The sequence below is a fragment of the Comamonas sp. BIGb0124 genome, from assembly GCF_003752175.1.
GTDB lineage: Bacteria > Pseudomonadota > Gammaproteobacteria > Burkholderiales > Burkholderiaceae_C > Comamonas_F.
Genome location: NZ_RJVF01000008.1, coordinates 377,210 through 403,057, shown reverse-complemented (window position 1 = coordinate 403,057; position 25,848 = coordinate 377,210). Strand labels below are relative to the sequence as shown.

Genomic DNA, 25,848 nt, shown 5'->3' with positions numbered 1-25,848 from the left:
TGTTGGATCTGTTGGATCGGTTGACGTGACCGGTTGGCATGGCATCACGGCCTCGGGTCGAGGCCCTGCATCAGCGATGCGGGATGCTTTGCGCTGCAGCCCGGCGGCCGCGCAAGATGGCGCTCACGCAAGGCATCGTCAGCATCGTGCTGCCGACCGCCATGAACAGCAGCGAAGCGAATGTGTTCGAGGAGATCAGTTGCCGGTCTGCCAGCACATTGGCAAAAATGATCATGATCAGCGCCTTGCTTTGCAGCAGCCACCCGATCACCGAGGCTTCGGACGGCTGCCAACCCAGCAAGCGTCCGGCCATTCGGGCCCCGATCAGTTTTCCCGAGATGGCGGCAAGCAGCAGGACAACGGCCACCACGATCACGGCCAGGCTGTCGCTTTGCCAGTGGGTACGCAGGCCCGTACTCAGAAAAAACACGGGCATCAGGATCAGAAGGATGTTTTCGCGAACGGCATCCACCCTGGCTTCGTTGAACCAGGCGGCATCCAGCACCACCCCGGCCAGGAACGCGCCGACCATGAAGTGCAGGCCCGATGCATCGGCGCCGAAAGCACACAGCGGCAGCCAGATCAAGGCCAGGTACCACCGGTCGCCTTCGGGCACCCGGACGATCAGCCGGCGCATGAAAAAACTGGCCACGGCAAAAGCGAGCAGGAAAAGAAGCTGCAGGCCCAGTCGGTTCCATTCCATCAGGATCAAGGCCAGAACGGCCCAGATGGCGATGTCGTCGAGGCTGGAGTACCGCAGCACGCGCTGTCCGAGCGGTGTCCTGAGAATGCCGAGTTTCTGCATGAACAGCATCAGGATGGGCAAGGCGGTCACGGCACACGACATGCCGATGCCGAGCACGAATTGCCAGTCCTCGGCCGCGTCTCCCTTCCAGCCGCTCCACTGAAGCAGCCCGGCTGCCGCGAGCGAGCCGAAGGCGAGCGGCACGATCAGCAGCAGTGCGGCGGCGGTGAAATTCTCCTGCTTGGCGTGCCAGACCTGCCGCAGATCCAGTTCGAGACCCGCAATCCACACAAACAGCGTCACGGCCCAGATGGCCATGCCGTCGATCGATTGAATGACCCGAGGACCGAACATCAGGGCGAAGACCTCGGGCTGCCACGCACCGAGCACGCCGGGCCCGAGTGCAACGCCCGACAGGATCTGAATGACGACCAACGGTGCGATGGACTCGGTACGGCCGAGACGCCAGAGCAGATAGGGTGCGCCGAGTACCAAGGCCATGGCGAGAAGAAAGACTTCGGTGCCGGTCATGGGCGTTTCTCCCGCGCTTGCGACACGTTCATCAGCAGCTCGGTCGGCCGCCGGAGCGTGTTGTTCGGCAGAAAGGTGACGGGTTTTTCACAACCGATCTCGTCGGCGCGGCTCGCCAGCGCCCTGATCATGCCCTCGGCCTGTCCGCGCGCCAGGGCACGCCCCACGCAGCGATGGAGGCCGGCGCCGAAAGACAAGGTGTCCCGCGAGCTTCTCCGAACGTCGAATCGCCCAGGCTCGGGAAAGTGCCGTGGATCGCGAGAGGCAGCGCCAAGGTGGATCATGATTCGTGCCCCGCTGTTCAGCCGCATTCCGTCGAGCGCGCAGTCGACGGCCAGCAGGCGGTAACACATCTGGACAGGCGGTGCGATCCGCATGGCCTCTTCGAAAGCCCTGATGGCCAGCTCGGGGCGCTGCACCACCCAACGCCATTGATCCGGCCGTTCCGCAAGGCAGTGCAGCGTGTTGGAAATACCCGCCACCGTGGTGTCGATGCCGGAGATCAGCACCGCCTGGATCAGGCTTTGGGCATCGGCTGCGCTTTTTCCTTTGCGCAAGGCCTCGTCATGGATGCGACGCCCAATCTTTCCACCATCCATCTCGTCGACCGGCAAAGCATGTTGCAGCCATCGCTTGATCTGCGGAAACCGTGCGGCCGAGGCCATGAAATTCGCGTTGCGAGGTCCGAGCGAGTTCAAGGCCAACTCCCCCAGTGCCAGCAAATTGTCCCGACCCTCGGGCACGACGCCGTAGGCGTCCGGGAAGGCCTGCAGCACGACAGGAATCACCCATTCGCCAATCGCATCGAACCGACCTTTTTCAAGCAGCGGCTCCAGCAGCCCCAGTGCAATGCGGTTCGACTCGGCCGTGATCGCCTTGATGGTCGAGGCATTCAGTACCACGTCGAGCGCGGCACGGTTCTCGAGGTGCGTCTGCCCGTCCTCCTCGACCAGCGGTGTGCGTTTTCGATGAGAGGTCGAGATGTTCTCGGACTGCCCGTCTGGCAGGCCCTGCGTCGCTCTTTCATCGGCCAGGCCCACGCCTTCTCCCGAGATGAATGAACCCGGATCGTTCAGGATGCACTGGGCGATATCGAATCGACCCGTTGCGTAGATCTTGTACCGAGTCAACCAGGCGACCGCACCCGCCTCATGCAGCGCCCGTTGAAAGGGCTCGGGATCGGCCAGGTTGGCCGATGAAAAGGGATCGATGTCGAGCGACTTCATGATGGATGAGCAATCGAGGTTGTGGAGCCGAAGTACAGACAGCGCACGGGCCGGGCCTGCATGCAGCGTGCAGAGAGCCCGTCTGTTCCTGGAGACGGGCAGGGGCTGACCGTGCGGCGTCCAAAAAAAGGTCAGCGCATGCGGAACTGGCGAAATCCGAGCCTCGACAATCCCGCGCAGATCAGATAGGTCAAGCCTTCGATCGCCAGAATGGACACGGGCATGGTCGGCATCGCTTTGAGTGCCGAGCATGCCTGGGCGTAGGTATGGCCCGGGCCGTTCAGCCTGAAAGCCGCAGGGCAAAGAAACGAAAAATTCACCTTGAACCACACCCGTGGCGCACACACCAGCAAGGTCCATTGCCTGGGCATGACACCGAGTTGAGTCGCCAGACTTTTCAGCAGTCCGTAGTAGTCCACCAGATGCCCCACCCGTTCGAAGTCGGCTGGAAACTGCGTTTTCGCCATCTGCTGCTGGACCTGGATCGCCGCATGCATCTCATCGGCCGGCGGCAGCACGAGCTCCCCTTGGAGAAACCGGGCGAGCAGCCGGCTTTGCAATTCCGTCAGCGCCGGGACCGTTCCGACCGCCGGGCGTACATAACCGACGAAAGCCAGCTTGTCGTGCAGGCCCGGCAGGAACATGTAGTTGTAGAGGCGGTTGCTTGAAACCAGTCGGCCCTGCAGGGCTTGATCGAAGAACGGAAAGGCCTGCTTGTAGCCCGTGCAGGCGATGACCACATCGACCTCACAACGGCTGCCGTCGGAGAAACACGCCGCGCTCTTTTCCAGCCGTGTGACCGCAGGATGGAGCCGCACCCGGCCCTTCAGTTCGGCGTGGATGAAACCGCAACTCTTGGTCGATGCCCGTCGAAAAGGGCCCAGGGACCGCGTTTCGGTCCATTCGTGATTCAGCTCGTCGGCGCGGCGCTGTACCGCCCGGTCGTGCGGACTTCTGAGCCGATTCCTCTCGATCCTCCGCTTGCATCTCAGCAGCCAGCCCAGTCGCGTGGCATCGATGCCGCTGGGCAGGCTGTGGTACAGCCTCGAGGTGTCCAGATCGGTGGGTCTCGTGTCGTGATAGCGCGGGATCAGATAACCGGGTCCGCGTCGGATCGACAGATGGGTCGCGGCCGAGTGCTCGGCGATCAGTTCGCTGAGATCGGAGCCCGTTTCTCCCAAGCCCATCAAGAGGACACGGCGCCCCTTGAAAAGGGCCGGATTCTTCACGCTGGAGGCGTGGACGATCTCGCCGTCAAAATCGGTGTGCCCGGGAATTTCGGGACACGACGGCATGTAATTGCTGCCGGCGCAGACCACCAGATAGTCGAAATCCAAACGGGATTCACGTCTCCCTTGCCGAATCACGAGACGCCAGATTCCGTCGCTCAAGCGCGCCTTCAGAACTTGGCTGTTGAATGTGATCAGGTGCTCGATGCCGTTTTTCTGCGCATAGCGCTCGAGGTAATCGACATATTCTTGTGCTGACCACATTTTCAACGCCGGCAATGTCCATGCTGCCGGGAAATCGCTGAAACTCACGAGCATGGGATTGTTGACCATCGTCAAGTGGGCATGACAGCGCGCAAAGGTTCCTCCCAGACGGCTCTCGGACTCGAATACGGTCACGCTTGCAGCAGGATTGGATTGGCGGATTTCCTTCGCTGCACAGAGACCCGACGGGCCCGCACCGATGATGGCGATTCTCATGCCGTCTCCTTGCCGAACGTGATGAAGTATTTGGCGTCGAGAAATTCCTTGAACTTGTCGAAATGGGCGTCGACCAGTGTCAAGGCCGTTGTGGCCGTGGTGTCGTCGATCGTGATCTTTTCGAAAAGAGGGGTGTCGACGGCGTGGTCGATTTCACTTCGGATGTGATCCTCTCCGAAGTATTTCAGGGTTTTTCCAGTCACCTGCTTGAAACGACCGGCCATCAGCCGCGTGGTCGCAAAAAACAGCTTGACGGTCGCCTCTCCCGATTCCATCGAGGCGACCCGCAAATAGGGTGATTCACCACAACTCTGGGCCCGCACGACCAGGGCATACATGTAGCGGCGAATGGGAGCACCCGCATCTGACCAGATCTGTTTCAGGTGCTCTTCATAAAAACAGGGATCGTCGTCGTTTCCGATGGTCTTGAGGTCGTCCAGCAGGAAGCGCCAGTGCGTCGCGTCGACGTCGGCATGGGCCGTGATCTCGCGCTCATAGGCATCGCGCGGCTGCAAGTAGGCATAGAACATCCGATTGACATCCCGGAAGGTCATGCTGAGGTGAATGAACATCGGTGCCCATACCTTCATCATGCTGGGTATCTGTTCGGCTTCGAGGGTATGGACATCGCGAAACAGGGGATGGCTCTCGATGGCGTCGATGCGCGTCTTGATTTGCGAGAAGATACGTTTCATGGTTTGTCTCCGGTTCGTGATGGCTCGGATCGAGGGTTCCGTGAGGTGGATCGGCGTTTCTCTTGAGGTTGCTGTCAGGGATCGATGAGCAGGGGCGGATGGGAATTCCCGGTGGGATGGGTTGAAATAATAGCGGCGTGCGGACGATAGGTTTGCCCTTGAGACACTATTTGACATTCAATAGAATGAAATGATTCATTCCGACCGCGGGTGTGTACTTTGGCATTCGCGGTCTGGCTTTTGGGCGAGGAAGAACGAGCGTCTGGGCGATTTTTTGAAAAAATAGCCCATTTGCGCGGGGAATGATCTTCAAGGGGTTTGAAATTGAACCCGTTTCATACGCCATCCGCCCGAAGATGGGCTCGCGCCCGGACGGTATGAGCTGTCGAAATCCGGGGTATAGAGTTTTGGTATTAATCCATTTGGCCGCGCTGTCGGCCGGGCCGTTTTCGACCCTGGACGGGCAGGGCGGCGAAAGGCCTGCGAAATTCAGCGCCGCTTGCCTGAACCCGGGCATGCACGATCCGCGCGCAGCGGCTTCAGTGCCGCTGGCGTCGAGTAGGCTGTGGGGGAGTAGGGGTATCCGCTGGCGGCCGCCAGGCTTGCCCAAGATATCCGGGTCTATCAATGCGGTCCATGGACCGCATTTGTTCATACCTCGGTCCGTCGAGTTCAGGCCTCGGAAAGGCGACTCGAACGGAAGGACTGGAAAGCTATCGCGGCAAACCGGAAACGACTGGCGGCCGGAGTGTCTGGCCCGCAATGCCGCAACCGGCGTGCGGATCGCCGCCGATCATCGCGATCGTCCGCATGAAGAGGGTGGGGCGACTGCCATGCAGGGCATGGCGTCGTGGATCAGAGCAAACCGCGCGCGATCCCGCCATCGACATTGATCGACTGGCCGACGATGTACGACGCGCGGGGCGACAGCACAAAGGCCGCCACGTCGGCGATCTCCTGAGGATCGGCAAAACGTCCCGCCAGGATCTCCTCGGCAAAACGCTCGATCACCACCTGCTCGCTGACCCCTTCCTGCTGCGCCAGCGCGCCGGCCCGGTCACGCCACAGGCGCGTCAGCGTGCGGCCGGGGCAGATCGCATTCACGCGGATGCGTTCGGGCGCGAGTTCGGCCGCCAGCGTCTTGGTCAGGGCCAGCAGGCCGGCCTTGTGCACATTGGAGACGACCTGATTGGGATAAGGCATCTTGGCCGCCGCACCGCCGAAGAACAGCACGCTGGCTGCGTTCGCCCGGCGCAGATGCGGCAGGAAGGCGCGCACCAGACGCACCCCGCCGAGCACGTTGTACTCGTAGTTGGCCGCCCATGCTTCGTCCGAGAGCTCCTCGAAACGGGCCCGGTGGCTGCCGCCGGTGGCGATGACCAAGGCGTCGAGCGCATGGCCGTGGGTGCGCCAGGCGGCTTCGAGCGCGACGATGTCCTGGGCTTGCGTGACATCGGCGGTCAAGACCTCGACCGCCTGGCCGGTGGTCTGTTCGATGCGTTGTGCGGCGGCTTGCAGCGAAGCGGCGTGGCGTGCCACCAGCGTCACCGCGGCGCCCTCGGCCGCCAGCGTGGCGGCCGTGGCATGGCCGATGCCTTCGCTGGCACCGACCACCAGAATGCGCTGTCCCTTGAGGTTCAGATCCATCTCGATCGCTCCCGGTCAGTCGACGGTGATGTTGGCTTGCGGGATCACCTTGGCCCACTTGGCGACGTTGTCGCGCACATGGGTGCCGAGCACCTGCGGTCCGCCCGAGACCGGATCGAAGCCCAGATCGACCAGGCGCTGGCGGATCTCCGGCTCCTGCACGATGGCCTGGATCGCACCCGAGAGCGGTTCGACGATCGTGGACGGCGTGCCGGCCGGTGCAAAGACGCCTTGCCAGTTGGTCACATCGAAACCGGCAACGCCGGACTCCGCAATGCTGGGCACGTCGGGCAATGCCTGCGAACGTGTGGGCGTGGTGACGGCGATCGCCTTGAGGGCGCCGGCCTTGACCTGCGGCACGGCAGGCGCCAGCGTCACGAACAGCGCATCCACATGCCCGCCCACCAGATCGGCCACGGCCGGTCCGCCGCCTTTGTAGGCGACATGGGTCCACGAGGTTTGCGTCTGGCTCTGCAGCAGCACTGCCGACAGATGGCCGGCACTTCCGCTGCCGGGCGAGGCCACGGTCAGCTTCTTGCCTTTTTCACGGGCGATGGCCAGAAACTGCTGCAGGTTGCCGGCGCCCAGGTTGGGGCGGGTCACCAGAATCTGTGCAGCGGTGGTGACCAGCGAAACCGGTGCAAAGCCGTTGACCGGGTCGTAGCGCACGTTCTTGTACAGGCTGGGGTTGATGGCCAGCGCGTCGGAGGCCACCAGCAGCGTGTAACCGTCGTGGCTGGCTTTGGACACGTACTCGAAAGCCGTGTTGCCGTTGCTGCCCGGGCGGTTCTCGACCACGAAAGGCTGGCCCAGCTTGGCTTCCAGCCGGCTGCCCAGCAGGCGGGCCAGGGTGTCTAGACTGCCGCCCGCAGCGGTCGGCACCACCAGCCGGACCGGCTTGTTCGGGTAGTCGGCGGCCAGGGCCGGCGCGGCACTCAGTGCGGCCATGGCCGACCAGGCGGCGACGGACAGAAGACGTGGGAGTTTGATCATGGAAGAATTCCTGTCAGGAAGGGATTTACTCTTGAAATGCCAGGTCGCGTCCGCGCCGGATGGCGGGCAGCAACAGGGTGATGAGCAGCAGCACGGCCGCCGCCAGCAGGCTCGCGCTGATGGGACGCGTGACGAAGACGGCGAAGTCGCCCTGGGTGATGACCAGCGCACGGCGGAAGTTCTCTTCCATCAGCGGCCCCAGGATGAAGCCCAGCAGCAGGGGCGCCGGATCGCAGTCCAGCTTGGCGAAGGCGTAGCCCAGCACGCCGAAGACGGCGGTGATCAGCACATCTGCCGGGTTGTTGCCCAGGCTGTAGACACCGATCGCGCAGAACAGCAGCACCGCGGGATACAGCCAGCGGTAGGGCACCTGCATCATGCGCACCCACAGGCCGATCAGCGGCAGGTTGAGCACCAGCAGGATGGCATTGCCGATCCACATGCTGGCGATCACACCCCAGAACAGATCGGGCATCTGCGTCATGATCTGCGGCCCGGGAATGATGCCCTGAATGGTGAGGGCACCCAGCAGCAGGGCGGTCGTCGCGCCCGACGGCAGGCCCAGCGTGAGCAGCGGCACGAACGAAGTCTGCGCAGCGGCGTTGTTGGCCGACTCGGGCCCGGCCACGCCTTCGATGGCCCCTTGACCAAAACGCTCGGGGCGGTGGGCCAGCTTCTTTTCCAGGCTGTAGGCCGTGAAAGACGCCAGCGCCGCTCCCGCGCCGGGCAGCACACCCAGGATCGAGCCGACCGCGGTGCCGCGCAGGATCGGGCGCCACGCGGCCTCGAACGCCTGGCGGTCCGGCCAGACCTGACCGATCTGTTTCTGCGGCCCTTGCTCGGCGGGCGGGCGCTCCAGGTTGGCGATGATTTCGGAGACGCCGACCAGGCCCATCGAGAGCACCACAAAACCCAGGCCGTCGGCCAGCGAAGAAAGACCGAAGGTGAGCCGCTCGGCGTTGGAGCTCACATCGGTGCCCACGAAACCCAGGATCAGGCCGACCATGACCATGGCGATCGCCTTGAGCGGATTGCCGCGCGCCAGTACCACCGCACCCACCAGCCCGAAGGCCATCAGCGCGAAGTTGTCGGCCGGGCCGAACTCGAGCGCAAAGCGGGCCAGGGCCGGCGAGGACACGGCCATGAAGGCGGCCGCCAGCGTACCCGCCACGAACGAGCCGATCGCGGCGATGCCCAGAGCCGTGCCGGCCTTGCCTTGGCGCGCCAGCGCATGGCCGTCGATCGCTGTCACCACCGACGAGGGCTCGCCGGGCAGCTTCATCAGGATCGCGGTGGTCGAGCCGCCGTATTGCGCGCCGTAGTAGATGCCTGCCAGCATGATGATGGCCGATACCGCCGGCAGGCCGAACGTCAGCGGCAGCAGCAGGGCGATGGTCACCACCGGGCCGACGCCGGGCAACACGCCGACGATCGTGCCCAGCAGGGCGCCCGCGAAGCAATACAGCAGGTTGGACCAGGAGAGGGCGACCGAAAATCCCAGGGCCAGGTTGTCGAACAGTTCCACGTCGGCTCCTCAGGCAGTCAGAAATGCGGGCCACAGGCCGACCGGCAGGCCCAGGCCGTAACGGAAGACCAGCACCACGACAGCCGACAGCAGCAGCGCCAGCCACACGATTTCGCGGGCATGGCCGCGCCGCTGCACCAGGCGCGACGTCACCACCAGCAGCACCGAGGCCGCGACCAGTCCGGCCGGCTCGATCACCAGGCCGAACAGCACCAGTCCCGCCGTCGCGGCCAGGATGGGACCGAAAGCCACCGGGCTGCTGCCCTGCGGCTGGGCCACGCCGCGCAATGCGCCGATCCATGCGATCGCCAGACCCAGCACGCTGAGCGCCAGCCCGAGCCGCAGCGGCAGATAACCGGGCCCCATGCGGCTGGCCGTGCCCTGGTCGAGCAGCCCGCCTTCGAAAGCCGAGGTCAGGCCGATGGCCAGAAAAAGCAGGCCTGCGCGCACATCCTGCTTGCGCCAGGCCTGTGTCAGAGGAGTCGTGGAGAGAACAGGCTTGCCCATGTGTACCGCGAGTTGGACCGGGGGACGGTCCTGGATTGTTGAAGCGGCCCGACTGTAGTGGCAGCCTTCCCAGTGAAGGCAGCTTCTCTTTTCATTTGCTTATGAGTTAATCGAGCAAAGCCGTCGATTCATCCACCTGATTCCAATGTTTTCAAGGTGTTGCGATGGGCTGGGTGTGCGTCGTTGCCGCACGATCGATCGAAGCCGCCGCCCTGGATTTATGAGTTCATCCGGAAAACTGAAGATTGCGCTGCGGTTTAGTCGCGCCCGGCAGATTGGCCAGCAGGTCGAACAGCTCGCGGGTCATGGCTTTCGCCGGGGCCCGCTTGGTCCAGAGGTAGTAGGTCACATCGGGCAGCTTGGGCAGTCCGTCGGCCTGGCCCAGCACCCGCATGTCGGGCTCCAGCAGTTCCATGCTGCGTGCCGTCACGCCCAGGCCCGCCTTCAGCGCCGCCTTGACGCCGATCAGGTTGGACGCGCTGTAGGCCAGCCGCCAGGGCCGGCCATGCTGGTCCAGCGCCTCCAGCGCCAGCCGGCGAAAGATGCTGGGTTCGTCGATGAGAATCAGCGGCACCGGCTGCCGGGCATCGTGCGTGAACTGCGCCGAGCACATCCACAGCGTCGGCGAGGTTCGCAGCGTGACGCCGTCGAGGCTGGTGTCGTGCCGGGTCGAGATCGTCATGTCCAGATCGCCCCGGTGCAGCGCTTCCATCAGGAAAGGACTGCGGCCGACCTGGATGTCCAGCTTCAGCCGCGGGGCCGAGCGCGCAATGCTGCTGAGCATCGGCGGCAGGATGGTGTCGGCGACGTCGTGAGGCGAACCGATGCGCAGTGTGCCGCTGAACGACTGCTCGGACACCGCCCGCAGGGCATCGTCGTTGAGCACCAGCATCTCGCGGGCGTAATGCAGCAGATGCCGTCCCTGCTCGCTGAGCAGCTTGTAGCGCCCCTCGCGCACGAACAGCGTGCTGCCCGTCTGCTGCTCCAGCCGCTGCATCTGCTGGGTGACTGCCGCCTGGCTGCGATCCAACGCGGCACCGGCGGCGGCAAAAGTCCCGTGGTCGTCGATCGCCACGAAAGTCCGCAGCAGATCGAGCTCGAGGTGAGAGGCCATGGTCCGAATTCAGGTTGTCGTAAAAAAAAGAGCCCTCGCAGGGAGGGCTCAATGGAATCCAAACGAACGCAGGCTCGCGACCGGCGCCGTCGCTACTTTATGCGATAAGCCGCGAGTCCGTTATTCGGTTTTCAGATATGCATAGGTGGTGAGTCGGATGGCCGAGGGTGCCGTGCCCGCGGCAACGGCCAACGGCCATGCCGGTCGCAGCGTGCCGGCTGCACCGGACGTCAATCCAGGGCAAACGCCGCCAGCTCCTGCGGCTGGCATTGCGCGATCAGGCCGATCTCCCAGGCCAGATAGCGGCGGGCCGCCTCGAGGTTGCCGTCATGGCGGTCGTGGACAAAAAACAGATAGTCGATCGCTTCCGCATCTGCCGGCTGATCGGGTGTCGATTCGAGCGGATGGCCGATGGCTTCGAGATCGGCCGGGCGGGTCCAGGCGATGTCGCCGATGCCCTGTTCACGCAGGTCGATGGCCGCCAGCTGCGCGATGTGTTCGTCGTCGACGATGAGCGTCACGACCTGCGCGCCGCCGGTCACCTGGGTCAGTCGCGGGCGTACGCCCCAGCGGGCTCCGCGTGCATGCGCCTTGCGATAGGCAAGGCTGGCGCGCAAGTCCACCAGCGCATGCGACGCCGCAGTGGGCTGCGCGCTCAGCCTGGCCGTCAGCAGCTCGCCCTGCGCCCGCGCCAGGCCGGGCAGGGGCGGCAGAACGGCAGTCGGCGGCACACGAAGCGGTGCATGAATGCCGTGCTCGACCGTGGCCGTGTCGTAGCCCAGTTGACTGAGCCAGCTCGCGATCACCGGCGCGCGCAGGCCTTGCTCGCCATCGTCGTCCAACAGCAGCACCCGGCTGTGCCGCACGCCGATCACCAGATCGGTGGCCTGCAGCAACTGTCCCCCGGGGGCATGGCGTGCGCCCGGCAAGGTCTGGCGCACAGACTCGGCCGCCGTGCGCACGTCCAGCACATAGGTGGTGCGATCGGTGTCGTCCAGCCAGGCCTGGGCCTGCTGTGCCGTCAGCAGCGGCGCGGAGTGACGCAACGCCCGCTTCCGCGCCGAGGCCCGCCGTGCCGACAGCGCAGGGCTGGGCGGTGCCAGCGGCGGCAGCTCGCGCGCACTGCCGTGCTCCAGATCCAGGCCGGCCAGCCGCCAGCCCTGGGTGCCGTTCTCCAGGGCGTGGATCGGATTCGGCAGCTCCAGATCGATCAATATCTGCGCCCCCAGAATGCTGCGTGTGCGGCCCGCGCAATGCACCACGATGGGCGTCGTGTCGTCGGGCAGCACGCTGTGGATGCGCGCCGCCAGTTCACCGTTCGGAATCGGCAGCGCGCCGGGGATCGTCATCTTGCGATGCTCGGCCAGCGTGCGGCCATCGACCAGCAGCAACGGCTCACCGCTCTGCAGACGGCGATGCAGCTCGTCGGCGCCGATCGACGGCGTGTGATGTGCATGCTCGATCAGCTCGCCGAACGTCTTCGACGGCACATTCACCCCCTTGAAGAGCGCATGGCCCGTCTCGGCCCAGGCCTTCGCCCCGCCGTCGAGCACATGAACCTGCGTGTAGCCCAGCGCCAGCAGCCGCTGCGCCGCGCGCCATGCCACGCCGCTCGGCCCCTCGGCATCGCCGTCGTCCACCAGCACGATGCGAGTCGCCAGGCGCGGCACCCGTTCCCCGATCTCGACTTCCAGTCGACTGTAGGGCACGTTGACCGAGAAGAAAGGCCGGCCCTCGCCGTACTGCCCATGCTCGCGGACATCGAGCAAAGCGATCTCCTGGCCGTCCGAGAGCCAGCGCTGAAGCGTGGCGGGACCGAGTGTGGCGCTGGAAACGATAGGGGCGGCTGCAGCAAGGGTGAGGGTCATACGGAATGAAGTGGAACTGAAATTGGCGCGCACGTGCGTATCGCGTTCGCGAAAGTGAAATCGACTGCAACAGCGAGACGTGTGATTCGGCGCACCTGCCGCTTGGCGAAGGGACGCCGAGAGAGGAGGCCGGTTTGCATAAACTTTAAGAGACTCCCCTCGATCGGCAAGCGCTCAATCCGTTATTTGCTTATCAGGAAAAAACAATGACATGGCCTGTCGACGCCAAGACATCAATTCAGACAATGGCTTATGACGGCAGGGCATCTCGATTACGACTTTTTCTTTGCCGTATACATTCAAATCGTTTATGAGTGATGGCCCGAGTCTGAAGAGTGGATGTCGTATCTGAGCCGGTTTTTTTGCTGTTGCCGGTTGATGGCCAAGGTCATGCCGTTGAACCTTGGCTGCACCATTGCGACTGTCTAGAGGTCGTGTCAACTTTGCGGTGAGTGAAGTTGCGCAGGCGCTGGTTTCGCCAGTGCAGCGCTCAGACCGTCGATGAACATTTCGATTATTTCGCCGATCCGGCCATAGCTGTATTCCCTTCGATGCACTTCAATGTCTTGCCCATCTCGATATGCATAAATGACAATGTCTTTAAGAAGAATGTCATCTTTGAATAAATAGACTTTCCAGTCGTTGTCCAGGGTCTCGGTGGGGGTGAGATGAACGCTAGGAATTTGGTCAAGGGGTCGCGCTTGAGTGGGCAGTCTTTTGCCATTAAATTGATAGGTGGCTTCGTATAGTGGATAATCGGCAGAGATGAATAAATCTTCTGGAGTGAACTTGGATGCGTCAAATGCAGGCAGCGCGCGGATGCGATCAAGTCTCTCAGTCCACCAATACTGCTCATTGGATAGGGTGACTGCCCGGATTGAAGTTGATTTCCTATTGAGCAGGTAATGTCCGTCCACGCAAAGAATGAAGAGTCCATCCACAAATGGACCGGAGTGCCAGGATTGATGTGCGTCAATCCATAACGCAAGTTCGAAGGGGTCGCCGATAATCATTCTATTAACCCTTTTTCCGTGTTTCTGCCAATTTTTTGATTTCCCCAGGAATCAGGGTTGATTTCAAGGGTATTGTTTTGTCACCGCTAGGTACCCGCACGACGATGTCGTGCTCGTCAACGGAGGGCGAGTCTGGAGCTCCAATTGCCCGTCAGCCCGCCAAATATCGGGCGACAGCTCCCTTGTCAATTGAATCAAGGCCCCCCAAACAACGCTGCCCTCAGCGCTCGCTGTTTCTCGATGTCGCCGTGATCGCTTAACTCAATAGGCTTGACGCTAAGATGGATCACCCCATTTGTACACTGCTGTACTGACCAGCCAGCAGCCTGCAATCGTTTAGTGGAATAGCCTTCAATTGCATTGAAGAAGCAATCGCTCAGCCACATCTCGAATCCAATGGCTTCAATGTAGCCTTTTCGGAAAATTCTCACTCCCGGATTTTTTGAAATATCAACTATCTTATCTTCGAGTGGGTAGGGTAGATTATTTGAAATTAATTCATTTTTCTCGTAAGATCGACCTGATTTTTGATACTCAATGGGATTGGTAGTATTTTGCCAGAAATCAAAGTCTGCATCAAAAACTCGACATGTAGAGAATCCTTGTTCTGAAGTGAAATATTGAGCCCAATTTGATGGGGTGATGACTTTTTCAATGGTTTTCTCGATGGCGATCAATTTGTATAGATCGAAGCCGCCGCTTTCTCCGTGTATGATCTCGATATCAGGTGTTTCAAATCCATAGACCCAGTCCCCCTCCTTTTCAACTAGGCTCATGTAGGTGGCGGAGTCGATATGACCATATCTGGTTTCAAGTGAATCAAGAGGCATTCCGTCTTGCCGCATTAATCTGAGCACATTCCTTAGTAATGCTATTTTGTTGACGGTTTCTGTTTTAAAAACAACTTCTAGTCCGATTTTGCTCATTTAAATTCCTTAATTCTCACGAGAACATTTCGCTTGGTTCCATACGAAATCAGCCATTGCGCAGAGTTCATTCCGCCAGGTTGTGTTCGTAAATCGAGAACCATTGTTGCAGTCGCATCGTTCACCGCGCCGCGTCTTGTGTCCAGGGCGTCAATGTGCTGGCTTATAACTCGATCCGAAGTGGCCCAGCGAGACGTATCGCGCGGATTCGCCCAGGCACTTGCCTTCCACCGCATCCGCATCGCCCAGCCGTGTCCCGTCGGCATGGGGCCTGAGCCAGGCCAACAGGGCGGAGCGGTGTTCGGTGTGGCTGTCGATGCCGGCGATGCGCAACTGCCGGATGACGACGCAAGGCCGCTCCGATTCGTCGAATCTCGCCGCGCTCTCGTTCGATGGAGGCATTGCCGGCAGGTGAGCCTCGGGCGGATTCAGCAACTGTTCGAGCTGTTCGCGGTCCCGCTGCGATTGCCGCCGCTGCTGCGGCGCGGGATCCGGTTGGGCCAGTACCGTGCCAGCGGCCACGCACAACCCAAGAGCGATCAGGGGTCGGCTGCAGGCCTGGCGTGACGCACTTCGAGCCACGGGTGTGCCCGCATTTGCCGGGGCGACGATGCCGCAAGTCCCTGGCTCAAGCGTCTTGTCACCATGAAGTGCCATAAATCCGATCTCGGATGGAATGAACGTTCTGCCGTATGGCCAAAACCATAGGGGAACGTCATTTCCTGAGACGGACAGGCTGCTTCAGGCACAAGGATCGGGCCGCGCGTCTGCGTCGTGCAGGCCCGCCTTTTCTTTTTTCTCTGTGGGGTTCAGCCGACCCTGTCGCTGCAAGAAAGGGCCGGCAGGCGCTGCGTCAGGCGAAGGCGCTGCTCATGTTCAGCGCGCCGTTCACGCCTTGCGGGAAGAAGCCGCCGCGCGTCACGGCACCGGGGTTGAGGTAGACGATGTTCAGCACGTCGTCCGGGCTCCGGCTGTAGGCGATGCCGTTGTCGTCGAGCGGCACGATGTTCGAGGTGTCGCTGGTCCCCGTGATGCCCTGGTCCTGCGAGCGGCTGTTGTCGAGCGAATCGCGGGCCTTGGCAATCGCATCGGCCGAGGTCCGAAGGCTGGGCGTGGCCAGGCCCTTCGAATACAGCACCGTGCGAACCAGTCCCGCGTGGTAGGCCTCTGCAGCCAGGATGCCGGCAGCCGCTTCCAGGTAGGTCTTGTTTTCGATCAGGGGCGATGCACCCTTGTAGGCCGTCACGCCCACGTCTTCGAACAGAAAGGCACCGAGCAGAAAGGCTTCGTCGCTGGCGTACGGGTTGAAGACCTGGCCCGGACCGACCAGGCCGGCTGCGCGGGCGGCGACCGAGAACGCACCATTGGGATCCGTGCCGCTGATGTCGATGGCGGGCTGGGCCACGGCCGACGATCCCAGTGCCGCGCGCAGGAAACGCACGTGGTCGAGTTCATCCTTGGCAATTTCCCGGGCGTATTGCGCGACGACCGGGTCCTTGAAGGCGACCGCGCTGCCACCCACGACGGCGCCCTGGCTGCCGGTGCCTCCGAGCATGTTGGCGCTCAGGCCCACGCCAAAGGCGGCGTATTGGTAGAACTGGGCTTCGAGATACTCCAGGTTCAGGGCAAAGTTCAGAATCTCGGCATCGGTGGGCTTGCTTTCCTGGGCGATGGCGTTGTCTCCCTCGCCGCCGCACGCACCCAGGATCACGCCACCGGCCATGCCCAGCGCAAAGCCGCTGGATTTGCGGAAGAAATGGCGCCGTTCGGCCCGTTTGATCTCGCGCTGCTGCAGGGCACCCACCAGGTTCGTTGTCTCGGTCATGGAAGTTCTCCGTTGTGCCGCGCAGCCGATCGGGACCGGGCCGCGACGGCCGTTGCCTCAAAACCGCATGCCGGTGGCCGCCTGCGCGGACAAGATCACCGGCATCCGAAGTGCGAAACCTGAAGGCCGCCATCGAGGAGCCGAGGGTTTCAGAACCTTGTACGCAGGCCGCCGGCGGGTGGATGCAGTCGACGGCCATTCTTTTTCGACGAGGGAGCGCACGCGCCCGCCCGAAGTCTTTTTGATTACCGCCGAGCGTGCCGGCCGCTGGGCCTGCCACCCTGACGCCCGGTGCGGGCTGGTTCTGGAACGTGTTCGCCCCTCGATCGGCCCTGCATGGACTATGCTGCGGACGTGCGGGCCGGCTGGCGCGTCTGCACAACGTGAAATAGCGTCGCGGTCAGACAGCCCGACACGGCTGTTGGCCTACAGAGCGTGCACGAAGGCCTCTGCATACTCTGACCAGTTTGGACGGTGGTCGAGCTCCGGCCGGTCCACCGTCTCCGGATCCGGGCGCTTCAGGGGGGAGCCTGGATTCGGCACAAGAATCGCCTCGATGCAAAGGAACAGCAGCCATGTCGAAGCCGTTTCCCGACCGGCTGGCCACGGGCAAGCCTTATCCGCTGGGCGCCACATCGGACGGCCTGGGCGTGAATTTTGCGGTGTTCTCGGCCAACGCCACCCGCATCGACCTGTGCATTTTCGATGCCGCCGGCCGCAAGGAGATCGCCCGCTTCACCTTGCCGGAGTGCACCGACGAGGTGTGGCACGGCTACCTGCCCGACGCGCAGGCCGGCCTGGTCTACGGCTACCGCGCCCACGGTCCGTACGAGCCCGAGAACGGCCACCGCTTCAATCCCCACAAGCTGCTGCTCGATCCGTACGGCAAGAAGATGCTGGGCCAGTTGCGCTGGACGGATGCGCTGTTCGGTTATCGCATCGGCCATCGGCAGGCCGACCTGAGCCTGGACCGCCGCGACAGCGCGCCGGCGATGCCCAAATCGGTGGTGGTGGAGGACAACTTCAACTGGGGCAGCAGCCGGCGGCCCGAAACCGACTTTGCCGACACGGTGATCTACGAGACCCATGTGCGCGGCGTCTCGGCCCAGCGCGACGACGTGCGGGGCGATGCGCGCGGCACCTTCGCGGCGCTGGCCGATCCCTACTTCATCGAACATCTGCAGCGCCTGGGCGTGACCGCCATCGAGCTGTTGCCGGTGCACGCGTTCGCACAAGACCAGTTCCTGCTGCAGCGCGGGCTGCGCAATTACTGGGGCTACAGCACGCTGTCGTACTTCGCTCCCGAGCCTTCGTATCTCTCGACCGGCGAGATCAAGGAAATGCGCATGGCGATCCGGCGGCTGCATGCGGCCGGCATCGAGGTGTTTCTCGATGTCGTCTACAACCACACCTGCGAGGGCAACCATCTGGGGCCCACGCTGTCGTGGCGGGGCCTGGACAACGCCAGCTACTACCGGCTGGTGCCGGGCAACGAGCGGTATTACATCGACGAAACGGGCTGCGGCAACACGGTCAATCTGTCGCACCCCCGGGTGCTGCAGATGGTGATGGATTCGCTGCGCTATTGGGCCCACGCCTATCAGATCGACGGATTCCGCTTCGACCTCGGGGTGACGCTGGGACGCGAGGGCACCGGCTTCAATCCCGGCTCCGGCTTCTTCGATGCCATCCGGCAGGATCCGCAGCTCTCCACCCTCAAGCTGATTTCAGAGCCCTGGGACGTGGGGCCGGGCGGTTATCAGGTCGGCAACCATCCGCCCGGATTCGGTGAGTGGAACGATAAGTTCCGCGACGGCACGCGGCGCTTCTGGCGCGGCGACGGCCATCAGTTGCGCGAACTGGGGGCACGCCTTACCGGCAGCGGCGATCTGTTCAACAAACGCCACCGCAAGCCCTGGGCCAGCATCAACTTCCTGGCCGCGCACGACGGGTTCACCTTGCAGGATCTGGTGAGCTATAACCACAAGCACAACGAAGCCAACGGCGAGGGCAATCGCGACGGCCACAACGAGAACCTCAGCAACAACTGGGGTGTCGAGGGACCGACCGACGACGAGGGCATCGTGTCTCTGCGCGAGCGCGTCAAGCGCGCGATGCTGGCCACGCTGATGCTGTCGCAAGGCACGCCCATGCTGCTGGCGGGCGACGAGTTCGGCAACAGCCAGCACGGCAGCAACAATGCCTATTGCCAGGACAACGAGCTGTCCTATCTGGACTGGCAGCAGATGCGATCGCCCGCCGGTTCGGCCCTGGCCGGGTTCGTCGGGCGCCTGACCGCAGCGCGCCGCTGGCACCCCAGCCTGCGGTCGCGCAACTACCTCGTGCAAGAAGAAGACATGGGCCATGGCCTGCAGGCACTCGCCTGGTTCGATACCGATGGCCAGCCCAAATCCGACGGGGCCTGGCAGGACGCGGACAGCCGCACGCTGGGCCTGCGGCGCGTGGCGCACGACACCCACGGCGGCCTGGACATCACCTTGCTGCTGATCAATGGTTGCGAACACAGCCAGCTCTTTCATTTGCCGCAACCCGCGCTGGATTGGCGCCTGCTGCTGGACAGCGGCCGTCCCGGCGAGCAGGCGCACGAGCTTGCACCCGGGCAGGCCGTGGACGTGGAAGGGCGCTCGGTCGTCTTGCTGGCCGGTCGCGTCGCCTCCCAGGACGCCCCTTCGCAGCCTGCGGCCTCTTCCCATGGTCCTGACCTTACGGAGCACTCTCCCCATGACCCGGCCTGATTCCGCTGTTTCTTCCGCCAGCCGCCCGGACGCGGTTTTTGGTGCCCAGGTCGTGCGGCCCGGCGTCGTGCTTTTTCGGCTGTGGGCGCCCAGTGTCGATGCGGTCGGACTGGAACTCGATGGCGCGCCGCCCCGGCCCATGGAGCCGCAGGCGGATGGGTGGTATGCGCTCGAGCTGCCCTGCGCGGTCGGTACGCGCTACCGTTATGTACTGCCCGATGGCCTGGCCGTGCCCGATCCGGCCTCGCGCGCCCAGGACGGCGACGTACACGGCGCCAGCATCGTCACCGACGACCCTTCGACCTATGCCTGGCAACACCCTGAATGGCGCGGCAGGCCGTGGCACGAAACGGTGCTCTACGAGATGCATGTGGGCCTGGCCGGCGGCTTCGTGGCCGCCGCTCGAAGACTGCCGGCCCTGGCCGCGTTGGGCATCACCGCGATCGAGCTGATGCCGCTGAACGATTTTCCGGGCCGTCGGAACTGGGGTTACGACGGCGTCCTGCCCTACGCACCCGACGCCCGCTACGGCACGCCCGACGAACTGAAAGCGCTGGTCGATACCGCGCACGGACTGGGCATGGCGGTGATGCTGGACGTGGTCTACAACCACTTCGGTCCCGATGGCAATTTCCTGCCTCGGTATGCCGCGCCGTTTTTCCGCGACGACGTGTCGACCCCGTGGGGGGCTGCCATCGATTTCCGGCAACCCCCGGTGCGGCGATTCTTCGCCGAGAACGCCTTGTATTGGCTGAGCGAGTTTCGCTTCGATGGTCTGCGGCTCGATGCGGTCCATGCCATCACCTCGCCCGACTGGCTCGACGAGTTGCCCGCGTACCTGTACAGCCGTGTGGATCGCAGCCGCCTTATCCATCTGGTGCTCGAGAACGAACTCAATGCCGCGCATCGCCTGAGCGAGGGCTACAGCGCGCAGTGGAACGACGACGGCCACAACGTGCTGCACCGGTTGCTCACCGGGGAAACCGAAGGTTATTACGAGGATTACCGCGAGCAGCCCGCTCGGTTGCTGGCCACCTGTCTCGGCGAAGGTTTTGTCTACCAGGGCCAGCCGTCGCTGCACAAGAAAGGCAAATCCCGCGGCGAGCCCAGCGCCCATCTGCCGCCCACGGCATTCGTGCTGTTTCTGCAGAACCACGATCAGGTCGGCAATCGGGCATTGGGCGAGCGGCTTGTGCGCTTGGCCGATGCCCGGGCCCTTCGTGTCGCCGTGGGCCTGCAACTGCTCTGCCCGCAGATTCCGTTGCTGTTCATGGGCGAGGAAGTCGGGGCGCGCACGCCTTTCCTGTTCTTCACCGATCACCGGGACGAATTGGCCGACGCCGTGCGGGAAGGCCGCCGCGGCGAATTCGCACATTTCGCGGCTTTTTCCGATCCCGAGCAGCGGGCGCGCATTCCCGATCCGAATGCCGCGTCGACCTTCGAGTCGAGTGTGCCGCCCCAAGCGCCCGTGGACGCCGACGGCGTCGCCTGGCAAGCCTTGTACAAGCAGTTGCTGCAGGTGCGCGCGCAAGAGATCTCGCCTCGGCTGCCCGGCGCACGTGCGCTGGGCGCCCAGGCCGTAGGCGAAGCCGCGGTGACAGCCCGCTGGCGGTTGGGCGATGGCGTGGTCTTGCGCATGGACATCAACCTCGGGGCCGAGGGGGCCGAAGTGCCGTCGTTCGATCCGGCACGCGTCCGCCTGCTGTGGGCCGAACGCGGGGGTGCGCCCTGGGTGCAGGCGTCTCACGATCAAGGCGTCTCGCCCCCTTTCAGCATTCGTGTCTGGCTGATGGAGGAGGCCACATCTTGATCCCTGAACAACCCACCGATGAAGCCGCCACGGCCAATGCCGATCTGCTTGCGCTGGCCGATGCAGCCGGCGTGCATGCGCACTGGACCGATGGCGACCAGGTCGAGCATGCCGTCGAGCCGGACACGCTGCGCACGGTGCTGACGGCACAGGGGCTTGCTTGCGCGACTCCCGAACAGGCACGTCAGAGCCTGGACGAGCTGAAGGCCGAACAGCTCCGGCTGCCGCCCTTGCTGAGTGCCCGAGCCGGCGGGCTGGTGTTCTTCGACTGGTCCGAGGCCATCGATACGCTGGACTACCGTGTGGAGTGCGAAGGTGGCCAGACCCACACCGGGCAGGCTTGGCGCACCCGCGATGGCCGATGGTCGCTGGATGCGCCCGCGCAGCCGGGCTACCACCGGCTCGACATCGCCGGCCGGCAGGTGGTGCTGGCCGTGGCGCCGCCGCGCATGCCGGCTTGCCCGCCGGCCGATCCGGTCACCGGTCGAACCCCCTGGGCCTTGGGCGTGCAGGTGTACAGCCTGCGGGCACCGCGCGAGCCGAATGGCGATGCCCTCGACGTCGTCGGCGACTACTCGGCACTCGCCGTGCTGGCGGAACAGGCCGCAGCTGAGGGCGCTGCGGCACTGGCCATCAGCCCCGTACACGCGGGCTTTTCAGCCTATCCGGATCGCTACAGTCCGTATGCACCGTCCAGCCGGCTGTTCCTCAACGCCTGGCTGATCGATCCGGCCGAGCTGTTCGGCACCGAGGTCGTGACCGAGCTGGTGCAGGAGCAGGGTCTGGGCGAGCTTTTCCGCAGCACCTGCAAGAGCCCGCGTATCGATTGGCCCGAAGCCGCACGGCTCAAGCTGGCCGTGTTGCGGGCCTTGTTCGAGCGATTCGAAAGCACCGGATCCGAGGGCTCGCCGCTCGACCGTCATGAAGCGCTGCGCGAAGCGTTCGCCCGCTTCATTGAGCACGGCGGCGAAGCGCTGTGGCGGCACGCCTGTTTCGAGATGCTGCAGGCTTACCAGATGGGCCACAGCGACCGCGCCGCAGCCCGGTGGCAGGATTGGCCGCGTGAGTGGCAGGATCCCGAGAGCGAGGCCGTGAGAGAGATGGCCGCCTCGCAGCCGCATGCGTTGCGATTCCATCTGTTTCTGCAGTGGTTGGCCGATCGCGGACTCGAACGTGCACAGGGCCGGGCGCGTGCGGCCGGAATGGCCGTCGGCCTGATCGCCGATCTGGCGGTCGGCACGGACCCGTGCGGGGCCCACGCCTGGAGCCGGCAGGATGTGATGCTGCGGCAACTGTCACCCGGTGCGCCGCCCGATCTCTTCAATCCGCAGGGGCAGAGCTGGGGTCTGACCGCGTTTTCTCCGCGTGCACTCAGGTCGGGCGGTTACGCCGCGTACATCGAGATGCTGCGGGCGTCGTTCCGGCATGCCGGCGGCATTCGGGTGGACCATGCCATGGGCCTGCAGCGCCTGTGGCTGGTGCCCGACGGTGCATCGCCCACCCAGGGCACCTATCAGGACTACCCCTTCGACGACATGCTCAATCTGCTGTCGCTCGAGGCCTGGCGGCACGATGCCGTGGTGATCGGCGAGAACCTGGGCACCGTCGCCGAGGATTTCGACCGGCGCACGGCCGAGGCCGGCATGCTCGGCATGAGCGTGCTGTGGTTCACGCAGGGCGACGATGGCCGCTGGCTGCCGCCGCAGGACTGGAGCCCTCAGTCGGCGGCGATGAGCACCACCCACGATTTGCCCACCATCGCGGGCTGGTGGTCGGGGCACGACATCGGGGCGCGTGCGGCCTCCGATCTGCTGGCCGATGCCGACGTTGCCGTGCAGCGGCGCAAGAGGGAAAACGACAGGCGCCTGCTGTGGCAGGCCCTGACCGACGGCGGCTTTGCCCGCACGCCGCTGCCGCCTTTCAATCAGCCGCCCATCGCCGAGATCCTGGCCTGGCTGGCCGCGACGCCTGCTCCGTTGGTCATCGTATCCATGGAAGACGTGCTGGCCTTGCGCGATCAGCCCAATCTGCCGGGAACCGTGGGCACCCACCCCAATTGGCTGCAGCGCCTGCCTTGCGAATCGCATGCGGTGTTCAGCCAGCCCGCCGTGGCGCGACGCATGGCCGCGCTGCGCCACCCCGATACGCCACCTGCCGGAAAGACCTCGACATGACCGCCCCGCGTGCCACCGTGCGTCTGCAGTTTCACGAGCAGTTCACGCTCGACGATGCCTTGCCCCTGGTCGACTACTACGCCAGGCTGGGTGTCAGCCACCTCTACGCATCGCCCCTGACGCAGGCGCGAAGCGGCTCCACGCATGGCTACGACACCATCGACTACGACATCGTGAGTCCCGCCCTGGGGGGCGAGGCGGCTCTGCGCCGGCTGGTATCGGCCCTGCGTGCGGCCGGCATGGGGCTGATCCTCGACATCGTGCCCAATCACATGGCCACCGGCCCCGAGAATCCGTGGTGGCAGGATGTGCTGAGATGGGGGCGGCGCAGTCGTTATGCCGACTACTTCGATATCGACTGGGACCAGACGGACACCGAACTCGACCAGCGCTTGCTGGCGCCTTTCCTGGGTGGCCATCTGCACGACGAGCTCTCGGCCGGGCATGTGCGGCTGGCATTCGATGGCGACGCAGGCCGGTTCGAGGTGGCCTACCACGCCGCCCGTTTCCCCGTGACACCGCCCTCGTATGCCGTGCTGCTGCAGGCGCTGCCCGAGGCCTCGCGTGGCCCCCTGTTGCCGGGGCTGGTGGAGGCCTGCGGAGGTGGCGATGCACCGCAGCCCGAGCGCTGGGAACTGATGGACGAATGCCTGAAACAGGCCTGGGGTACGCCGGCGGGCCGGGACGAGATCGGCTCGGTCTTGGCCGCCTTCGGGCCGGATGAGAAGGGCGGCGGGGCGGGCGCCCATACACGGCTGTCGCAACTGCTCGAGCACCAGCATTACCGGCTCGCCTGGTGGCGCACGGCAGCCGAGGCCATCAACTGGCGGCGTTTTTTCGAGATCACCGATCTGGCGGGCTTGCGTGTCGAGCGGCCCGAGGTGTTCGAAGCCACTCACCGGTTGCCGTTTCGCCTGTACGCCGAAGGCCTGGTCGACGGATTGCGCATCGACCACATCGATGGATTGGCCGACCCGGCTGCATATCTCCACCAGTTGCGGACCCGGCTCGCCCAGTTGCAGCCGCAGCGGCCCGAGGCCCTGCGCGGGCAGCCGCCCTTGATCTGGGTCGAGAAGATCCTGGCTGCCGATGAAACACTCGATCCGCGCTGGCCGGTGGACGGCACCACCGGGTACGATTTCATGGACCAGGTCGGTGCGCTGCTGCACGACCCGGCCGGTGAACAGCCGCTGCTGCAGGCCTGGCAGCACATCGGTGCTTCGCCCAGCCGTTTCGCGAACCACGTGCACGAGGCGCGCGGGCAGTTGATCGACCTGCATTTTGCCGGCGAGGCCGAAGCGATCGCACGGGGCCTTCAGGCGATCCTGCGCGACGACGCCCGAAGGTCTGGCGGCGGCGACTGGGCCCTGCCGGCGGTTCGGCGTGTGCTGCGCGAGCTGCTTCTGCATGTGGCGGTTTATCGGACCTATGTCGACGCCAATGGGCTCTCGCCCACCGACCAGGCGGTGATGGCGCATGCCGCCGGCGCGGCCGCCACCCGGCTGCAGGCCGGCGACCGGCAGTTGCTGGGAGCCATCCGCGATGCCCTGGGGCGCATGCCCGCAGGGCAGCACACCGGCGCCCGCTGCCGCGATCGGCTGCATGTGACGCGCCGTTTCCAGCAGCTCACCGCCCCGTTGGCCGCCAAGTCGGTCGAGGACACGGCGTTCTTCCGTTACGGTCGCCTGCTGTCGCGCAACGAAGTGGGATCCGAGCCCGATGCGTTTTCTCTGTCTCCGCACGCCGCACAGGCCTTGTGGATCGAGCGCGCCCGCACCTTGCCGCGCAGCCTGCTGGCAACCGGCACCCACGATCACAAACGAGGCGAGGACGCGCGCGCACGCATCGCCGCGCTCAGCGAGCTGGCTCCCGAGTGGACGGCTGCCGCCGTCTCGTGGCTCGAAGCCGCCGCTGCAGGCCGTGACGATGCCCCGCGGGCCGAGCACGCCTATGTCCTGCTGCAGACCGTGGTCGGCCACTGGCCGCCCACCCTGGCCCCCGACGACCGCGAAGGCTTGCGCGATTACGGCCAGCGCCTGAAAGCCTGGCAGCTCAAGTCGCTGCGCGAAGGCAAGCAGGCCTCGAGCTGGTTCGAGCCCGATGTCGATTACGAGGCCCGTTGCGAAGCGTATCTCGACCGCCTGCTCGATCCGGGGGCGCACGGCGGCCTGCTGGGGCGCATCCACGCCTTCGTGCGCGAGCGGCTGGAAAAGCCCGGCCTGCTCAACAGCTTGAGCCAAACGGCCCTCAAGCTCTGCGTGCCGGGCGTGCCGGATCTCTACCAGGGCAACGAACGCTGGGATTTCAGTCTCATGGACCCGGACAACCGGCGCGCCGTGGACTTCGCATCCCGGCGCCTCGACGAGGTGGCGACCTGGACCGGCGACGAGCTGCGCCGGCGGTGGCGAGAAGGCCAGGTCAAGCAGCGCTTGATCGAGGACGTCCTGCAGCTCAGGAAGGCGCACGCCGATCTGTTCGCGCACGGCAGTTATCTGCCGTTGCAGGCCAGCGGTGCGCAGGCGGCGCATGTGTTTGCATTTGCCCGCCAGCACGGCGATCAGGCGCTGCTGGTGGCCGTCCCGCTGCGGGCATCCCGCTTGCTGGCTCCCGGCTCTGCCGATTGGCCGGTGCTCGAATGGGGCGATACACAACTCGTGCTGCCGGCCGGGTGGTCCAGGCAGGGTTGGCACCGGGTGACCGGTTCGGCCGAGGCTACCCTGGATCTCGCACCGGATTTCCCCGTTTCGATCTGGTTTCGCCAAGCTTGATGAGCCAGGCCTGACC

The 25,848-nt window shown here is 64.3% G+C and carries 18 protein-coding genes; 4 read left to right on the top strand and 14 right to left on the bottom strand.

Annotated elements, in window-relative coordinates; genetic code table 11:
* Positions 1-70 precede the first annotated feature (70 nt).
* From EC845_RS03040 to EC845_RS02980, 14 genes are all read right to left on the bottom strand, one after another.
* Positions 71-1,276, bottom strand: coding sequence for a cation:proton antiporter (locus EC845_RS03040; RefSeq protein ID WP_123295730.1), 1,206 nt, complete (start codon positions 1,274-1,276; stop codon positions 71-73).
* Complete coding sequence (locus tag EC845_RS03035; protein WP_158615597.1) at positions 1,273-2,502, bottom strand: cytochrome P450; 1,230 nt, start codon at positions 2,500-2,502, stop codon at positions 1,273-1,275. Before EC845_RS03035 ends, EC845_RS03040 begins: the two co-directional genes overlap by 4 nt.
* A gap of 131 nt (positions 2,503-2,633) precedes the next feature.
* The gene (locus EC845_RS03030) at positions 2,634-4,211 is read right to left on the bottom strand and encodes an NAD(P)/FAD-dependent oxidoreductase (RefSeq protein ID WP_123295728.1); all 1,578 of its coding nucleotides are present in this window, start codon (positions 4,209-4,211) and stop codon (positions 2,634-2,636) included.
* Positions 4,208-4,906, bottom strand: coding sequence for a hypothetical protein (locus EC845_RS03025; protein ID WP_123295727.1), 699 nt, complete (start codon positions 4,904-4,906; stop codon positions 4,208-4,210). Before EC845_RS03025 ends, EC845_RS03030 begins: the two co-directional genes overlap by 4 nt.
* Positions 4,907-5,761: 855 nt before the next feature.
* Positions 5,762-6,553: an SDR family oxidoreductase gene (locus EC845_RS03020; protein ID WP_123295726.1), complete on the bottom strand. Its 792-nt coding sequence runs from the start codon at positions 6,551-6,553 to the stop codon at positions 5,762-5,764.
* A 15-nt stretch (positions 6,554-6,568) separates the two neighbouring features.
* The gene (locus tag EC845_RS03015; RefSeq protein WP_123295725.1) at positions 6,569-7,546 is read right to left on the bottom strand and encodes a tripartite tricarboxylate transporter substrate binding protein; all 978 of its coding nucleotides are present in this window, start codon (positions 7,544-7,546) and stop codon (positions 6,569-6,571) included.
* 25 nt (positions 7,547-7,571) lie between these two features.
* Positions 7,572-9,071, bottom strand: a complete 1,500-nt coding sequence (locus EC845_RS03010) for a tripartite tricarboxylate transporter permease (protein ID WP_123295724.1) — start codon at positions 9,069-9,071, stop codon at positions 7,572-7,574.
* Positions 9,072-9,080: 9 nt separating this feature from the next.
* Positions 9,081-9,578 carry a tripartite tricarboxylate transporter TctB family protein gene (locus EC845_RS03005; RefSeq protein ID WP_123295723.1) on the bottom strand — a complete coding sequence of 166 codons (498 nt, stop codon included), beginning with the start codon at positions 9,576-9,578 and terminating at the stop codon, positions 9,081-9,083.
* A 226-nt stretch (positions 9,579-9,804) separates the two neighbouring features.
* On the bottom strand, positions 9,805-10,692 hold the full coding sequence (locus tag EC845_RS03000; RefSeq protein WP_123295722.1) for a LysR substrate-binding domain-containing protein: 888 nt from the start codon (positions 10,690-10,692) through the stop codon (positions 9,805-9,807).
* A 230-nt stretch (positions 10,693-10,922) separates the two neighbouring features.
* The gene (locus tag EC845_RS02995) at positions 10,923-12,560 is read right to left on the bottom strand and encodes a rhodanese-like domain-containing protein (RefSeq protein WP_123295721.1); all 1,638 of its coding nucleotides are present in this window, start codon (positions 12,558-12,560) and stop codon (positions 10,923-10,925) included.
* Positions 12,561-12,997: 437 nt separating this feature from the next.
* A complete protein-coding gene (locus EC845_RS02990) occupies positions 12,998-13,573 on the bottom strand; it encodes an Imm42 family immunity protein (RefSeq protein ID WP_123295720.1) in 576 nt (191 codons plus the stop codon).
* Between the two features lie 194 nt (positions 13,574-13,767).
* Positions 13,768-14,499 (bottom strand): hypothetical protein, encoded by a 732-nt coding sequence (locus EC845_RS22035; RefSeq protein ID WP_148077231.1) that lies wholly within the window; start codon positions 14,497-14,499, stop codon positions 13,768-13,770.
* A 150-nt stretch (positions 14,500-14,649) separates the two neighbouring features.
* On the bottom strand, positions 14,650-15,021 hold the full coding sequence (locus EC845_RS02985) for a hypothetical protein (RefSeq protein ID WP_148077230.1): 372 nt from the start codon (positions 15,019-15,021) through the stop codon (positions 14,650-14,652).
* A 331-nt stretch (positions 15,022-15,352) separates the two neighbouring features.
* Positions 15,353-16,324: a ferritin-like domain-containing protein gene (locus EC845_RS02980; protein ID WP_123295718.1), complete on the bottom strand. Its 972-nt coding sequence runs from the start codon at positions 16,322-16,324 to the stop codon at positions 15,353-15,355.
* A gap of 575 nt (positions 16,325-16,899) precedes the next feature.
* Here EC845_RS02980 and glgX point away from each other — a divergent pair.
* From glgX to treY, 4 genes are read left to right on the top strand one after another with little or no spacing between them, the layout of a single operon-like run.
* A complete protein-coding gene (glgX, locus tag EC845_RS02975; protein ID WP_123295717.1) occupies positions 16,900-19,080 on the top strand; it encodes a glycogen debranching protein GlgX in 2,181 nt (726 codons plus the stop codon).
* The gene (treZ, locus tag EC845_RS02970; protein WP_123295716.1) at positions 19,067-20,890 is read left to right on the top strand and encodes a malto-oligosyltrehalose trehalohydrolase; all 1,824 of its coding nucleotides are present in this window, start codon (positions 19,067-19,069) and stop codon (positions 20,888-20,890) included. Before glgX ends, treZ begins: the two co-directional genes overlap by 14 nt.
* Positions 20,887-23,064, top strand: coding sequence for a 4-alpha-glucanotransferase (gene malQ / locus EC845_RS02965; RefSeq protein ID WP_158615596.1), 2,178 nt, complete (start codon positions 20,887-20,889; stop codon positions 23,062-23,064). The genes treZ and malQ overlap by 4 nt, the downstream gene beginning before the upstream one ends.
* The gene (treY, locus tag EC845_RS02960) at positions 23,061-25,832 is read left to right on the top strand and encodes a malto-oligosyltrehalose synthase (protein WP_123295714.1); all 2,772 of its coding nucleotides are present in this window, start codon (positions 23,061-23,063) and stop codon (positions 25,830-25,832) included. The genes malQ and treY overlap by 4 nt, the downstream gene beginning before the upstream one ends.
* The last annotated feature ends 16 nt before the right edge of the window (positions 25,833-25,848 follow it).

What these genes read in the sequence shown, in the direction of transcription:
- EC845_RS03040 (WP_123295730.1), bottom strand. Translation starts at nt 1,276, where the DNA reads ATGACCGGCACCGAAGTCTTTCTTCTCGCCATGGCCTTGGTACTCGGC.
- EC845_RS03035 (WP_158615597.1), bottom strand. Translation starts at nt 2,502, where the DNA reads ATGAAGTCGCTCGACATCGATCCCTTTTCATCGGCCAACCTGGCCGAT.
- EC845_RS03030 (WP_123295728.1), bottom strand. Translation starts at nt 4,211, where the DNA reads ATGAGAATCGCCATCATCGGTGCGGGCCCGTCGGGTCTCTGTGCAGCG.
- EC845_RS03025 (WP_123295727.1), bottom strand. Translation starts at nt 4,906, where the DNA reads ATGAAACGTATCTTCTCGCAAATCAAGACGCGCATCGACGCCATCGAG.
- EC845_RS03020 (WP_123295726.1), bottom strand. Translation starts at nt 6,553, where the DNA reads ATGGATCTGAACCTCAAGGGACAGCGCATTCTGGTGGTCGGTGCCAGC.
- EC845_RS03015 (WP_123295725.1), bottom strand. Translation starts at nt 7,546, where the DNA reads ATGATCAAACTCCCACGTCTTCTGTCCGTCGCCGCCTGGTCGGCCATG.
- EC845_RS03005 (WP_123295723.1), bottom strand. Translation starts at nt 9,578, where the DNA reads ATGGGCAAGCCTGTTCTCTCCACGACTCCTCTGACACAGGCCTGGCGC.
- EC845_RS03000 (WP_123295722.1), bottom strand. Translation starts at nt 10,692, where the DNA reads ATGGCCTCTCACCTCGAGCTCGATCTGCTGCGGACTTTCGTGGCGATC.
- EC845_RS02995 (WP_123295721.1), bottom strand. Translation starts at nt 12,560, where the DNA reads ATGACCCTCACCCTTGCTGCAGCCGCCCCTATCGTTTCCAGCGCCACA.
- EC845_RS02990 (WP_123295720.1), bottom strand. Translation starts at nt 13,573, where the DNA reads ATGATTATCGGCGACCCCTTCGAACTTGCGTTATGGATTGACGCACAT.
- EC845_RS22035 (WP_148077231.1), bottom strand. Translation starts at nt 14,499, where the DNA reads ATGAGCAAAATCGGACTAGAAGTTGTTTTTAAAACAGAAACCGTCAAC.
- EC845_RS02980 (WP_123295718.1), bottom strand. Translation starts at nt 16,324, where the DNA reads ATGACCGAGACAACGAACCTGGTGGGTGCCCTGCAGCAGCGCGAGATC.
- glgX (WP_123295717.1), top strand. Translation starts at nt 16,900, where the DNA reads ATGTCGAAGCCGTTTCCCGACCGGCTGGCCACGGGCAAGCCTTATCCG.
- treZ (WP_123295716.1), top strand. Translation starts at nt 19,067, where the DNA reads ATGACCCGGCCTGATTCCGCTGTTTCTTCCGCCAGCCGCCCGGACGCG.
- treY (WP_123295714.1), top strand. Translation starts at nt 23,061, where the DNA reads ATGACCGCCCCGCGTGCCACCGTGCGTCTGCAGTTTCACGAGCAGTTC.